Origin of the sequence: Streptosporangium sp. NPDC002721, assembly GCF_042888905.1 — a bacterium.
Lineage (GTDB): Bacteria > Actinomycetota > Actinomycetes > Streptosporangiales > Streptosporangiaceae > Streptosporangium.
In genome coordinates, this window is sequence record NZ_JBIAQI010000001.1 from 324,956 (window position 1) to 338,536 (window position 13,581).

General features: G+C 68.2%; 12 protein-coding genes and 1 tRNA gene. 10 read left to right on the top strand and 3 right to left on the bottom strand.

Annotation, left to right across the window (positions count from 1 at the left end; genetic code table 11):
• Window positions 1-129: 129 nt before the first annotated feature.
• Window positions 130-206, bottom strand: a tRNA-Leu gene (locus ACFYWM_RS01260).
• A gap of 112 nt (window positions 207-318) precedes the next feature.
• Between ACFYWM_RS01260 and ACFYWM_RS01265 the strand changes: the two genes are divergently transcribed.
• The 6 genes from ACFYWM_RS01265 to ACFYWM_RS01290 all read left to right on the top strand — a co-directional run bounded on the left by ACFYWM_RS01265 (window position 319) and on the right by ACFYWM_RS01290 (window position 6,404).
• On the top strand, window positions 319-921 hold the full coding sequence (locus ACFYWM_RS01265) for an ANTAR domain-containing response regulator (RefSeq protein WP_389907128.1): 603 nt from the start codon (window positions 319-321) through the stop codon (window positions 919-921).
• A 356-nt stretch (window positions 922-1,277) separates the two neighbouring features.
• Complete coding sequence (locus ACFYWM_RS01270; RefSeq protein WP_389907130.1) at window positions 1,278-2,435, top strand: branched-chain amino acid ABC transporter substrate-binding protein; 1,158 nt, start codon at window positions 1,278-1,280, stop codon at window positions 2,433-2,435.
• 160 nt (window positions 2,436-2,595) lie between these two features.
• Window positions 2,596-3,564: a branched-chain amino acid ABC transporter permease gene (locus ACFYWM_RS01275; protein ID WP_389907132.1), complete on the top strand. Its 969-nt coding sequence runs from the start codon at window positions 2,596-2,598 to the stop codon at window positions 3,562-3,564.
• Window positions 3,561-4,730: a branched-chain amino acid ABC transporter permease gene (locus ACFYWM_RS01280; RefSeq protein ID WP_389907134.1), complete on the top strand. Its 1,170-nt coding sequence runs from the start codon at window positions 3,561-3,563 to the stop codon at window positions 4,728-4,730. Before ACFYWM_RS01275 ends, ACFYWM_RS01280 begins: the two co-directional genes overlap by 4 nt.
• Before the next feature lie 80 nt (window positions 4,731-4,810).
• Window positions 4,811-5,575: an ABC transporter ATP-binding protein gene (locus ACFYWM_RS01285; protein ID WP_389907520.1), complete on the top strand. Its 765-nt coding sequence runs from the start codon at window positions 4,811-4,813 to the stop codon at window positions 5,573-5,575.
• The gene (locus tag ACFYWM_RS01290; RefSeq protein WP_389907136.1) at window positions 5,565-6,404 is read left to right on the top strand and encodes an ABC transporter ATP-binding protein; all 840 of its coding nucleotides are present in this window, start codon (window positions 5,565-5,567) and stop codon (window positions 6,402-6,404) included. Before ACFYWM_RS01285 ends, ACFYWM_RS01290 begins: the two co-directional genes overlap by 11 nt.
• 188 nt (window positions 6,405-6,592) lie before the next feature.
• Here ACFYWM_RS01290 and ACFYWM_RS01295 read toward each other — a convergent pair whose 3' ends face one another.
• The gene (locus ACFYWM_RS01295) at window positions 6,593-7,159 is read right to left on the bottom strand and encodes a DUF4352 domain-containing protein (RefSeq protein ID WP_389907138.1); all 567 of its coding nucleotides are present in this window, start codon (window positions 7,157-7,159) and stop codon (window positions 6,593-6,595) included.
• 240 nt (window positions 7,160-7,399) lie between these two features.
• On the opposite strand from ACFYWM_RS01295, the gene ACFYWM_RS01300 reads away from it, so the two are divergent.
• Genes ACFYWM_RS01300 through ACFYWM_RS01310 form a run of 3 tightly spaced genes read left to right on the top strand, consistent with a single transcriptional unit; the run spans window position 7,400 to window position 9,903 of the window.
• The gene (locus ACFYWM_RS01300) at window positions 7,400-8,263 is read left to right on the top strand and encodes an ABC transporter substrate-binding protein (RefSeq protein WP_389907140.1); all 864 of its coding nucleotides are present in this window, start codon (window positions 7,400-7,402) and stop codon (window positions 8,261-8,263) included.
• A gap of 3 nt (window positions 8,264-8,266) precedes the next feature.
• Entirely contained in the window at window positions 8,267-9,115 is an 849-nt protein-coding gene (locus tag ACFYWM_RS01305) for an amino acid ABC transporter permease (RefSeq protein ID WP_389907142.1), read from the top strand.
• A gap of 2 nt (window positions 9,116-9,117) precedes the next feature.
• A complete protein-coding gene (locus ACFYWM_RS01310) occupies window positions 9,118-9,903 on the top strand; it encodes an amino acid ABC transporter ATP-binding protein (protein ID WP_389907144.1) in 786 nt (261 codons plus the stop codon).
• Window positions 9,904-10,267: 364 nt separating this feature from the next.
• Here the strand turns inward: ACFYWM_RS01310 and ACFYWM_RS01315 are convergent, their stop codons facing one another.
• On the bottom strand, window positions 10,268-10,612 hold the full coding sequence (locus ACFYWM_RS01315) for a hotdog fold thioesterase (RefSeq protein WP_350967528.1): 345 nt from the start codon (window positions 10,610-10,612) through the stop codon (window positions 10,268-10,270).
• A 146-nt stretch (window positions 10,613-10,758) separates the two neighbouring features.
• On the opposite strand from ACFYWM_RS01315, the gene polA reads away from it, so the two are divergent.
• Window positions 10,759-13,482 carry a DNA polymerase I gene (gene polA, locus ACFYWM_RS01320; protein WP_389907146.1) on the top strand — a complete coding sequence of 908 codons (2,724 nt, stop codon included), beginning with the start codon at window positions 10,759-10,761 and terminating at the stop codon, window positions 13,480-13,482.
• Window positions 13,483-13,581: the final 99 nt, after the last annotated feature.

Genomic DNA, 13,581 nt, shown 5'->3' on the forward strand with positions numbered 1-13,581 from the left:
GCACGGTGCCGGAAACACCGCTGCGCATGGCGCCCGAAGTGCCGCCGCGCACGATGTGGGAAACAGCGCCGCGCACGGCGCCGGAAACAGCGAAGCCGACCGGCCTCCGGCCGATCGGCTCCATGACGATGGTGCCCCGAGTGGGATTCGAACCCACACTGAATGGATTTTGAGTCCATCGACTCTGCCGATTGGTCTATCGGGGCTTTTTTGTTCTATGTCCGAATTTTGCGCGCCACCTAAGAGCTTACCTAGAAGTAGATCACTCTCGGGCACCGGCGTGGTCCCAATCTAGCGGACGTCGGTACTCTCTTGCTCGTGAGTACGCAGCGGCGAGTGGTGATCGCGGAAGACGAGGCACTGATCCGCCTCGACCTCAAGGAGATGCTGGAGGAGGAGGGGTATGCGGTCGTCGCGGAGGCCGGGGACGGTGAGTCGGCGGTCAAGCTGGCGATGGAGCAGCGCCCGGATCTGGTGATCCTGGACGTGAAGATGCCCATCCTGGACGGGATCTCCGCGGCCGAGCAGATCGTGTCGCAGCGGATCGCGCCCTGTCTCATCCTCACGGCCTTCTCGCAGCGCGATCTGGTCGAGCGGGCGAGGGACGCCGGCGCGATGGCGTACCTGGTGAAGCCGTTCACGAAGTCGGACCTGGTCCCGGCGATCGAGATGGCGGTCAGCAGGCACCAGGAGATCGCCGCGCTGGAGCGCGAGGTCGGCACGCTCTCGGAGCGGCTGGAGACGCGCAAGCTGGTGGAGCGGGCCAAGGGCCTGCTGATGGAGCGGCACGGCTGGAGCGAGCCGCAGGCGTTCCGGTGGATCCAGAAGGCCTCGATGGATCGCAGGCTGAGCATGCGGCAGGTGGCGCAGATCGTGGTGGCGGACGGCGCGGAGGCGGAGGTGGAGACCCCGGAGGCCTGACGGGGGATTTCGGTCATTTTCGGACGTTGTGCCCGCCAGGCGCCCGTAGAGCGCCTCCCAGGGGGTTCGGAGCGAAGCTCCGGACGGTCCAGGCGATCCCCCCGGAGGCCGTAAGGTCGCCAGTGACCACGGCTTTTGCATCTGATAGCCGAAAAGGATCGGTGTTATAACGAAGCGGCAACGGTGGGCCGTCCTGTATCGACCCGTGACATCCGCTAGTTGTACTAACCGACACAACCCCTGGCCACCCGCCAGGGAAGGGCATCTGTGAACTCGGTCCCGACGAGGGTCCGGGCGAAAGGAAGGCAACCTTGCGGCCTAAGACTGCACGCCTCGGTGGAGTGCTTGCCGCCGGTGTGGCGCTCACTCTCGGTCTCGCTGCCTGCAGCAGCGGCGGTACGGAGGCCACGCCGGCTGCTGAGGGCAGCTCCGGTGCTGCCGCCCCCGGTACCGTCAAGATCGGCTTCATGGGTGACCTCACCGGCGCCAACGCCGGCATCGTCATTCCCCCCCGGAACGGTGCGAAGCTCGTCATCGACGAGTACAACAAGACCAACCCGGCCGTGAAGATCGAGCTTGTCGAGTACGACAGCCAGGCGGACCCGTCCAAGGCGGTCGCCCTGGCCCAGCAGGCCATCAAGACCGACAAGATCGTCGGCCTGATCGGTCCCGCGTTCTCCGGTGAGTCCGCCCAGGTGGCGCCGGTGCTGGAGGAGGCGAAGCTGCCGAGCATCTCGGCGTCCGCCACCAACGCCGCGCTGGCGACGAACGGCTGGAAGTTCTGGCACCGCGTGCTGCCCAGCGACAGCATCCAGGGCCCCGGCATCGGTGACTTCATCGCGACCGGCGTCGGCGCGAAGAAGGTCTTCGTCATCGACGACAAGTCCGAGTACGGCAAGCCGCTGTCCGACGCGGTCAAGGGCGCGCTCGAGGCCAAGGGGATCAAGCCGGAGACCGACTCGCTCGACCCGGCCGAGAGCGACTTCTCCTCCGTGGTCAACAAGGTCGCGGCGGCCAAGCCCGACGCGATCTTCTTCGGCGGTTACTACGCCGCGGGCGGCAACCTGCTCAAGCAGCTCCGCGACAAGGGCGTGACCGCGAAGTTCCTGTCCGGCGACGGTTCGCTGGACAAGGGCCTGATCGACGGCGCCGGTGCCGAGAACGCCGAGGGCGCCCTGGTCGGCTGCCCCTGCTACATCGCCACCCCGGACGTCACCGACGCCAAGGTGAAGGCCTTCGCCGACGCCTACAAGGCCGCCTACAGCGCCGACCCGGCCATCTACGCGGCCGAGGGCTACGACGCCGCGACGGTCTTCGTCGATGCCATCAAGGCGGGCAACGTCACCCCCGACAAGATCAACGAGTTCATCGCCACGGTGGACCTCGCGGGCGTCTCGAAGCAGGTCAAGTTCGAGGCCAACGGTGAGGTCGCGGCGAAGGACATCTACATCTACCAGGTCAAGGATGGCGCGATCGGCCTGCTGGGCAAGGCCGCAGAGGCCAAGCTGGGCTAGTCCGGCGCTGAAGGACAGTAGGTAGTCGACGCGCGGGGAGCGGGAACGCCGCGAATGCGTTCCCGCTCCTCCCGTACTTCCAGAGAGTCCACGAGGTTCTGCTGGAGGCGGTGTGCTACCCGGACGTGCAGGCGACCCCCGCTAGAAGTGGTAATCCCTAGTGCTCAATGACTTCATCAATCAGTTCTGGCCGGCAACGATCGACGGCCTGGCCTTCGGCTCGATCTACGCCCTGATCGCGCTCGGTTACACGATGGTGTACGGCGTGCTGCGGCTGATCAACTTCGCGCATTCCGAAGTTTTCATGATCGGCACCTTCGGTGCGATGTTCGTACCGTTCGTGTTCGGCATCAACTCGCCCCTCACCGGCATCGCGCTGGTGGGCCTCATCCTGGCGATGATCCTGGCCGGCATGCTCGCCTCGGCGGGCACCGCGGTGGCCCTGGAGCGCATCGCCTACCGGCCGCTGCGCCAGCGCGGCGCCTCCCGGCTGGCGGCGCTGATCTCGGCGATCGGTGCCTCGATCTTCCTGCAGGAGCTCTTCGCGCTCCTGGTGATCCCGAACGTCTTCGACCGTCCCGAGCAGGGCAGGATCCAGATGGGTCTGCCCCGCATCATGGAGCGGACCGAGCTGTTCTCGATCTTCGGCCACGCGGTCCGGATCGACCAGCTCTTCGTCATCTTCGCCGCGATCGGCATGATGATCGCGCTGGACGCCCTGGTGAACCGCACGAAGATCGGCCGGGGTATCCGCGCCACCGCGCAGAACCCCGAGGCCGCGGTCCTGATGGGTGTCGACATCAACAGGATCGTCCGGATGACCTTCCTCATCGGCGGCGGCATGGCCGGCGTGGCGGGCGCGCTCTACCTGATCTCGTACGAGAACACGAACTACTACATCGGATTCCTCTTCGGTATCAAGGCGTTCACCGCGGCGGTCCTGGGTGGCATCGGTAACCTGCGCGGCGCCCTGGTCGGCGGAATCACGCTCGGGCTGGTGGAGAACTACGGAGCCATCTTCTTCGGCTCCGACTGGAAGCACGTGATCTCCTTCACCATCCTCGTCTTGGTCCTGATGTTCCGCCCCACCGGCATCCTCGGTGAATCACTCCAGCAGGCGCGCGCATGAACCAGAAGAATCCACTGGCAGGCTTCCGCAACGGTCTCGGCCGCTTCGGTGACACCATGCACGACCGCTGGCAGGACACTCCCGGCTGGCAGCGCTGGATCCTTTACGTAGCCCTGATCATCGGGGCGCTGCTGCTGCCGTCGGAGAGCCTCGCCCCGATCATGTCGCCCTACACCGACTGGGCGAGCATCCTGTTCTTCCCGATCGGGACCTACGTGGTCCTGGCGATCGGCCTGAACGTGGTGGTCGGCCAGGCGGGCCTGCTCGACCTGGGCTTCGTCGCGTTCTACGCGGTCGGCGGCTACGCGATGGCGCTGATCGGCACCCGGCTGGGCTGGAACTTCTGGCTCATCCTGCTCGTCGGCATCGGGATCTGCGCCCTGTCGGGCATCACGCTGGGCGCTCCGACGCTGCGGTTGCGCGGCGACTATCTGGCGATCGTCACGCTGGGCTTCGGTGAGATCATCCGCATCACCGCCCGCAACACCGACGAGATCGGCGGCCCGAACGGCATCCGCGGCATCCCGCACCCGCCGAGCTACGAGGAACTGCACCTGTTCGGGATCAGCATCCCCAACGTGTTCGGGGTCGATCCGTTCTACTACGGCGTGCTGGACCCGCGACCCTATTACTACCTGCTGGTCGCGCTGGCCGTCATCGTGATCATCCTGGTGAAGCGCTGGGAGAAGAGCCGCGTCGGGCGCGCCTGGGCGGCGATCCGCGAGGACGAGGACGCGGCCGAGGTCATGGGCGTGCCGACGTTCCGCTTCAAGATGCTCGCCTTCGCCATCGGCGCCTCCATCGGCGGCGCGATGGGCGTGCTGTGGGCGGCGAAGGCCATCTCGATCAACCCGAACGACTTCCAGTTCCTGCTGTCGGCGACGATCCTGGCCGCGGTGGTCATGGGCGGCGCGGGCAACCTGCCGGGTGTCATGCTGGGCGCCTTCGTGGTGGCCTGGCTGCCCGAACGGTTCCGCGGCCTGCAGGAGTACCGCATGCTGATCTTCGGCGCGGTGCTCGTGGCGCTGATGATCTTCCGTCCGGAGGGTCTGCTGCCATCGCGCCAACGCAAGGCGGAGCTGAAAGAGGGGTCAGGCGGGATGGGTACGCTCGGAGCCGAGGTTCCCGGGCCCGAGTCGCATGGTGAGGAGGTGGCCTCCAAGTGAGCGCCGAAGTGAACCCGGCCGGGACGAACCCGGCCGGCGCGAACCCCAAGGCGGTCCAGACGGAGCGCGCCGGCCGCGTCATGCTGGAGCTGAAGAACCTCGTCATGCGGTTCGGCGGTGTCACGGCACTGCGCGAGGTCAACCTGACCATCAACGAGGGGGAGATCTTCGCTCTCATCGGCCCGAACGGCGCCGGGAAGACCACGGTCTTCAACGTGGTCACCGGCGTCTACCAGCCGACCGAGGGCGAGGTCCGCTTCCTGGACGAGAAGATCAGCGGCGTCAAGCGCTTCAAGATCACCAAGCGGGGCATCGCCCGCACGTTCCAGAACATCCGGCTGTTCCACAACATGACGGCCATCGAGAACGTCATGGTGGGCGCGGACGCGCACCACAAGTCGGGCATGGTCAGCGTGGCGCTGGGGCTTCCCTGGCACCGCCGGGCCGAGAAGGACGGGCGCAAGCTCGCGATGGAGCTGCTCGACTTCGTCGGCATCTCGCACCGCGCGAACGAGCACGCCAAGAACCTGCCCTACGGTGACCAGCGCCGCCTGGAGATCGCCCGCGCGCTCGCGACCGACCCGAAGCTGCTGCTGCTGGACGAGCCCGCCGCCGGTATGAACCCGGCGGAGAAGGTGGCCCTGCAGCAGCTGATCCGGGACATCCGCGACGCGGGCCGGACGATTCTGATCATCGAGCACGACATGAGCCTCATCATGGGCATCAGTGACCGCATCGCGGTGCTGGACTTCGGCCAGAAGATCGCCGACGGCCTGCCGGACGAGGTGCGGACCGACCCCCGGGTCGTCGAGGCGTATTTGGGAGCTCCCGCCGATGCTTCTTGAGGTAAAGGACATCCGTGTCCACTACGGCAAGATCGAGGCGCTCAAGGGCATCTCGGTCGAGGTGAACGAAGGCGAGATCGTCACGCTCATCGGGGCGAACGGGGCCGGCAAGACCACGACCCTGAAGACGATCTCGGGCCTGCGTGGCCTGTCGTCGGGGAGCATCCTCTTCGACGGCAAGGACATCAGCAAGATGCCCGGCCACAAGCGGGTCCTCGCGGGCCTGGGGCAGGCGCCCGAGGGCCGGGGCGTGTTCCCCGGCATGACGGTGCACGACAACCTGCTCATGGGCGCGTACACCCGCTCGGGTGACTTCAGTGCCGACCTGGCCGAGGTCTACGAGCTGTTCCCCCGCCTGGCCGAGCGCAGGACCCAGATGGGCGGCACGATGTCCGGCGGCGAGCAGCAGATGCTCGCCATCGGCCGCGCGCTGATGGCCAAGCCCAAGGTGCTGCTGCTGGACGAGCCGTCGATGGGCCTGGCGCCGCTGCTGGTGCAGCAGATCTTCGAGATCATCGAGGAGATCAACCGCCGGGGCACCACGGTGCTGCTGGTGGAACAGAACGCCCAGCAGGCGCTGAAGCTGGCCCACCGCGCCTACGTCCTGGAGACCGGGAAGGTGGTCAAGAGCGCGCCCGCGGACGAGCTGCTCAACGACCCCGCCGTGCAGGCCGCCTACCTGGGCGGCGGCGCGGAGATCGACCTGAAGGCGGAGGCGGCGCACACCACCCCCGCCCCGGCGGCTCCGGCCCCGGCTCCGGCGGCTCCCGCTCCCGCTGCCGCTCCGCAGGAGAAGCGAGAGCCCACGGAGAAGGAAGAGCTGCCTTGATCCCGTGAGCTCACGGGCCTGACGGCAGGTGACGGGCCCGTCGCGCACCCGCGCGGCGGGCCCGTCCACGCCGGTACGGCAGGGGCACCGGGACAGGCCGCACCGGAGCAAACGGCACCGGGACAGGCCGTGCCGGAGCAAACGGCACCGGGACATACGGTGCCGCGGCAGGCGGCGGCGGAGGCGGCTCAGGCCAGCGGCACCCGCACGCCGTCGGTGCCGCCGGTCACGCCGAGGGGCGGGTCGCCGAACAGCTGGATCGCGGAGACCTTCGCCTCCTTGGGGATGTCGTACCAGAGGTCCAGCTCGACCCTGACCCCGGCGCCGAGCGGGAGCTCGTCGGGCTGCCGCTTGATGGCCTGCGCGAACTTGTCGATCGCGTACGCGACGCCGTCGGAGGCGACGAGCCTCTGCCGTTTGGCGTCGAAACGGGCGTTGGTGCGGCCGGGGTTCTCCACCAGGATCCGCACGATCACGTACTGCCCCTTGGCCTGCCACTCGGCGTGGCTGCCGAAGAAGCCGCTCAGGCCCTTCTGCAGGCCGATCACCTGGAAGCGGGTGTCGCCGTCGGTGACCGGCGCGGCCCTGACGGGGCTCTCGCCCGGCCGTACCGGGCGCGGCGGGAGCTCGTAGGTCGGGGTGGGCGTGACCGGAGGAGCCGGGAGAGAGGCGGAGGGCGCCGGATCGGCTCCGGCGCAGCCGGACAGGGCGGCGGCGAGGGCGGCGCCGGTGAGCAGGATCAGGGGACCACGCACATCCGGCAAGGTAGCCAGGTAAATCCTGAAGTTCAACGGCTCCCCCGGATGACGGTCCTCGATCCGGCAAGTGACGGCGCCCGGATCCGCGTGACGGCAGGGTATTGAACAGAAAACTCCGGACGCGGTTGTTGTCCGAATTGTGTCGTACTGGTGATCTGCATGATTATGCAGGTGATGAAGCATGACCTGCACTGAGGTATCCATACAAGAAGCGACATTGACCGTAAGGAGGCCTTCGTGGGCCTGAGTTTTGTTTCCCGTCGTGCGATGGCGGTGGGCGCCATGGTCGTCGCCGGTGCGCTCGGCCTTTCGGCCTGCGGTGGTGGCGGGTCCACCTCCGCCAGCCCGAGCGATGGTTCCTCGGCAAGCGCCCCCGCGGCCGCGGGTGGCCCCAAGCTCGTCACCCCCGGCAAGCTGACCACCTGCACCAACCTCCCGTACGAGCCCTTCCAGTTCAAGGAGGGTGACAAGGTCGTCGGCTTCGACGTCGACATCGTCGACCTGGCCGCCAAGAAGCTCGGTCTGACGCAGGAGATCGTCGACATCGACTTCGCCGTCATCAAGAGCGGCGCGGCGATGGCCACCAACAAGTGTGACGTCGCCGCCGCCGGCATGACGATCACCGAGGAGCGCAAGGCCAACATCGACTTCTCCGAGCCCTACTTCGACGCCACGCAGGCCCTGCTGGCCAAGAAGGGGATCGGCGTCAAGACCCTCGACGAGGTGAAGGCGAAGGGCCTCAAGCTCGGCGCCCAGGCCTCGACCACGGGCCTCGACTACGTCAAGGAGAAGGGTCTCGACCCCAAGGAGTTCGCCGACTCCCCCAAGGAGCTGCTGGGCCTGCAGTCCGGCCAGGTCGACGTGATCGTCCAGGACCTCCCGGTCGTCCTCACCTGGCTGAAGAAGCCGGAGATCGCCGACAAGTTCGAGCTGGTCGCCAGCCTCGACACCGGCGAGCAGTACGGCGTCGGTCTCAAGAAGGGCGCCGACCCGATCGTGCTCAAGGCGATCAACGACTCGATCGCCGAGGCCAAGGCCGACGGCACCTACGAGCAGATCTTCGTCAAGTGGTTCGGTAAGAAGCCCGGAGAGCTCGGTTAACCGATGACCGACCACCCAAAGACGGCCGAGCCCACTCCCGGCGGGGGCACCCCCGCCAGGAGTGGGCTCAGTCCCCGTAAGCGGCAGCAGATCAGCAGGGGCGTCCAGTACTTCGTGCTGGCGGCCGTGGTCGTCTTCCTCGCCCTGCGCATCGAGTGGGGCAAGCTCGGGGAGAACTTCACCAGGCCCGACATCGCCGAGAAGACGCTTCCCGACCTGTTCACGATCGCGTTGAAGAACACGATCATCTACTCGGTCGGCGGTTTCGTCTTCGCCTTCCTGCTCGGCCTGCTGTTCGCGCTGATGCGGCTGTCGTCGGTGCGGCCCTACCGGTGGATCGCGGTCGCCTACATCGAGATCTTCCGTGGGCTGCCCGCCCTGCTGGTCTTCCTGCTCATCCTGTTCCTGCCGCTGGCCATCACCGGCTTCGAGGTGCCCGGCGGCACGTACGGGCAGGGCATCCTGGGCCTGACGATCGTCGGCTCGGCCTACATGGCCGAGACGCTCCGCGCCGGACTCCAGGCGGTCCCCAAGGGACAGATGGAGGCGGCGCGCTCGCTGGGCATGTCCTACACGCGGGCCATGGTCAGCATCGTCATCCCGCAGGCCGTGCGCATCGTCATCCCGCCGACGACCAACCAGTTCGTGTCCCTTCTCAAGGACTCCTCGCTGGTGCTGTTCCTGGGCGTCTCGGGCGACTACGTGGAACTCACGAAGTTCGGCAACGACACGGCCTCGACCTATGCCAACGCCACGCCCATCCTGGTCGTAGGCGTGACGTATCTACTGGTCACCATCCCGCTGGGGTACCTCGCGTCCCGGCTGGAGCGGCGGCAGGCGAGGGGACGGTGACAGTGACTTCGACTTCGAACGCTCCGGCGGCCCCCGCGGCCCACGCGGTCGAGATCCGCGACCTGCACAAGTACTTCGGGAAGAACGAGGTCCTGCGGGGCATCGACTTCGCCGTCGACCCCGGCCAGGTGGTCTGCGTCATCGGCCCCTCGGGGTCGGGCAAGTCCACCCTGCTGCGCTGCGTGAACCTGCTGGAGCAGCCCACCTCGGGCAAGGTCGTCGTCAACGGCGTGGAGCTGACCCACCGCGACGTCGACATCGACGCCGCCCGCCGCGGCGTCGGGATGGTCTTCCAGCAGTTCAACCTGTTCCCGCACATGACCGTCCTGCAGAACGTGATGATCTCGCAGCGCCGGGTGCTGAAGCGGGGCAAGGCGGAAGCCGAGCGGATCGCCAGGGAGAACCTGGACAAGGTCGGCATCGGTGAGAAGTGCGAGGCCTTCCCCGCCCAGCTCTCCGGCGGGCAGCAGCAGCGCGTGGCCATCGCCAGGGCACTGGCCATGAGCCCGGCGCTGATGCTCTTCGACGAGCCCACCTCGGCGCTCGACCCCGAGCTCGTCGGAGACGTGCTCACGGTCATGCGCAAGCTCGCCGAGGAGGGGATGACCATGCTCGTGGTCACCCACGAGATGGCGTTCGCCCGCGACGTGGCCGACCGGGTCGTGTTCATGGACGGCGGCGTGATCGTGGAGGACGGCGCCCCGGAGCAGGTGATCAGTGCTCCGCAGCACGAGCGCACGAAGACCTTCCTGCGCCGCGTGCTCGACCCGACGCACACCGACATCTGACCCACCGCCACGGAGTCCCGTCCCGTACGGCCCGCGCCCGCCCGGCGCGGGCCGTACGCGTGTCACAGGGGTCGAGCGGGTCCGAGCAGGGGTGAGCGGGGTCGAGCGGGGGAGGGAACGGCCCGGGGTGCTTCGAAGACCTGGATCGAGTGCGGCGAGCCCGGGGGAGACCTTTGGCGCCATACGGAGCTTCCCCGACCCCGCACGTTTTCTACTCGGCCCCCCCACGGGCATCGCCGTCACCCACCGTAGCGGACTCCTCGCTCGGGGATGGCAAAAAGGCGGTCCGATTATGATCGAGGACGAGACGTGATCAGACGATCGGCGGGTGTTCCCGGGCGTTCGACGGCGCGGAAGAGCCTGGTCAGGCGTCGCGCAGCATGCACGTGAGACGCGAGGTGCACACCCGGCGGCCCTGCTCGTCGACGATCTCGATGTCGTAGGTGGCGAGCGTACGGCCGCCGTGGATCCGGGTGGCCACCCCGGTGACCAGCCCGGACGTGGCCGAGCGGTGGTGGGTGGCGTTGATCTCGATGCCCATGGCGATCCGCCCGGGGCCCGCGTGGATCGCCGCGCCCGTCGAGCCCAGCGTCTCCGCCAGCACGCACGACGCGCCGCCGTGCAGCAGGCCGTACGGCTGGATGTTGCCCTCGACCGGCATCGTGCCGACCACCCGTTCCGCGGTGGCCTCGGTGATCTCGATGCCCATCCGGTCCACGAGGGTGTTCCTGTGCGATGCGCCGAGCGCCTCTTCGATGCGCCGGGCGGCTTCGTCGCGGTCTGTCACGGTCAAGGGGGCGTCTCCTGTCGTACGAGGCCAGGTTTTCTGTCGCACCAGGAGACTAGGCTTTCGGTGTGCCGAAGAGCGAAGCGACCCCCACTCGTCCGTGTCTCCTGCTGCTGGATGGGCATTCACTGGCCTATCGGGCGTTCTATGCCCTGCCGGAGGAGAACTTCTCCACCACCACGGGCCAGACGACCAACGCGGTCTACGGTTTCACCTCGATGCTGGTCAACGTGCTCCGCGACGAGCGGCCGACCCACGTGGCGGTCTGCTTCGACCGCTCCGAGCCCACGTTCCGCCACGAGGAGTACGCCGACTACAAGGCGAACCGGAGCGCGAGCCCCGACAGTTTCCGCAGCCAGATGAGCCTGATCCACGAGATGCTCGACGCCTTGCGCGTCCCGCACCTGTCGCTGGCCGGATACGAGGCCGACGACCTGATCGCCACCCTCGCCACCCGCGCCGCCGAGCAGGACATGAACGTGCTGGTCGTCACCGGCGACCGCGACGCGCTGCAGCTCGTCGACGAGCGGGTCACCGTGCTGATGACCCGCGTCGGCATCAGCAACATGACCCGCTTCACCCCCGAGGCGGTGCTGGAGAAGTACGAGCTCACCCCGGCCCAGTATCCCGACTTCGCGGCCATCCGCGGCGACTCCAGCGACAACCTGAAGAACATCCCCGGCGTGGGCGAGAAGACCGCCGCCAAGTGGATCCGCGAGTTCGGCTCGCTGGAGGAGCTGGTCAACCGGGTCGACGAGGTCAAGGGCAAGGTCGGCGACAAGCTCCGCGACCACCTCGACCAGGTGCTGATGAACCGGCGGCTCACCCAGCTCATCCGCGACGTGCCGCTGGAGCTCGAGGTCACGGCCCTGGAGATCGGCGCGGCCGACCGCGAGGAGATCGACAAGATCCTCGACACGCTGGAGTTCCGCGGCGAGATCCGCGACCGGCTGTTCAAGACGATCGGCTCGGCCGAGGCGGAGGCGGAGGAGGGCTTCGAGGTCGAGGCCGTCACCCTGGGCCCCGACGAGGTGGGCCCGTGGCTGCGCGCGCTGCCCGAGGGCCGCGCGGGCCTCGCCTTCAAGGGCGCGTACGGCAGCGGCACCGGCCGCGTCGACAGCATCGCCATCGCGGCGGCCGGGGCGGGAGCGGCGGCCGGCGCGAAGGGCGGCCCCGGCGCGGCGTTCATCGACCCGACCACGCTGACCGAGGCCGACGAGGTGGCCCTGCGCGAGTGGCTGGCCGACGCCTCCAGGCCCAAGGCCGTGCACGACGCCAAGGGCCCGATGCTGGCGCTGTGGGCGCAGGGCATGGAGCTGCGCGGCCTCACCTGCGACACCGCGCTCGCCGCCTACCTGGCGATGCCGGGCCAGCGCTCGTTCCCGCTGGAGGACCTCGTGCGGCTCTACCTCCGGCGCGAGCTGCGCAGCGAGGCCGACAACGGCGGCCAGGCCAGCCTCTTCGACGCCGAGGACGACGACGGCGCCCGCGACCTCGCCCTGCGGGCGCTGGCGGTCGGCGAGCTCGCCGACGCGCTGGAGGCGTTCCTGGAGCCCCTGGGCGGCATCCACCTCATGCGCGACGTGGAGCTGCCGCTCGTCACCGTGCTGGCCGAGCTGGAGCGGGCCGGCATCGCCGCCGACCGGGAGCACCTCGGCGCCCTGGAGGCCGAGTTCGGCGCCGCGGTGAAGCAGGCGGTCGAGGCGGCGCACGCCTCCGTGGGCGGCGAGCAGTTCAACCTGGGCTCGCCCAAGCAGCTCCAGGAGATCCTGTTCGTCAAGCTCAACCTGCCCAAGACGAAGAAGACCAAGACGGGCTACACCACCGACGCCTCCGCGCTGGCCTGGCTCGCCGCCCAGACCGAGCACGAGCTGCCGACGATCATGCTGCGCCACCGCGACCAGGCCAAGCTGAAGGTCACGGTCGAGGGCCTGATCAAGGAGATCGCCGACGACGGCCGCATCCACACCACGTTCAACCAGATCGTGGCGGTCACCGGGCGGCTCAGCTCGGAGAAGCCCAACCTGCAGAACATCCCGATCCGCACCGCCGAGGGCCGCCGCATCCGGCAGGGCTTCGTGGTCGGCAAGGGCTTCGAGACCCTGCTCACCGCCGACTACAGCCAGATCGAGCTGCGCGTCATGGCCCACCTGTCCGGCGACGAGGCGCTCATCGCCTCCTTCGAGTCCGGGCACGACTTCCACCTCGCCACCGCGGCCCGGGTCTTCGACGTCGAGCCGGAGAAGGTCACCGGGGAGATGCGGGCCAAGATCAAGGCGATGAACTACGGCCTCGCCTACGGCCTGTCCGACTTCGGGCTGTCGGAGCAGCTCAGCATCCCGGTCCCCGAGGCGCGGGCGCTCAAGGAGGAGTACTTCGAGGAGTTCGGCGGCGTCCGCGACTTCCTCAACGCGATCGTCGCCCAGGCCAGGAACGACGGCTACACCGAGACCATCCTCGGCCGCCGCCGCTACCTGCCCGACCTCAACAGCGACAACCGCCAGCGCCGCGAGATCGCCGAGCGGATGGCGCTGAACGCGCCCATCCAGGGGTCGGCGGCCGACATCATCAAGGTCGCGATGCTCAACGTGCAGAGCGCGCTGAAGGAGGCCTCGCTCGGCTCCCGGATGCTGCTGCAGGTCCACGACGAGCTCGTGTTCGAGGTGGCCCCCGGCGAGCTGGAGACCCTGCGGGAGCTGGTCACCGACCGCATGAACGCCGCGTACTCCCTGCGCGTCCCGCTGGCCGTCTCGGTGGGCGTCGGCCGCACCTGGGAGGACGCCGGGCACTGACGGCCTCTCCCGGAAGGTGTTTCCCGGGGGCGGGGATCCGGCTCACGGATGCCGGACTTCGCTGGTTGGCCGGGCCTGTCCGAGTCTGTTCTAGGCTGG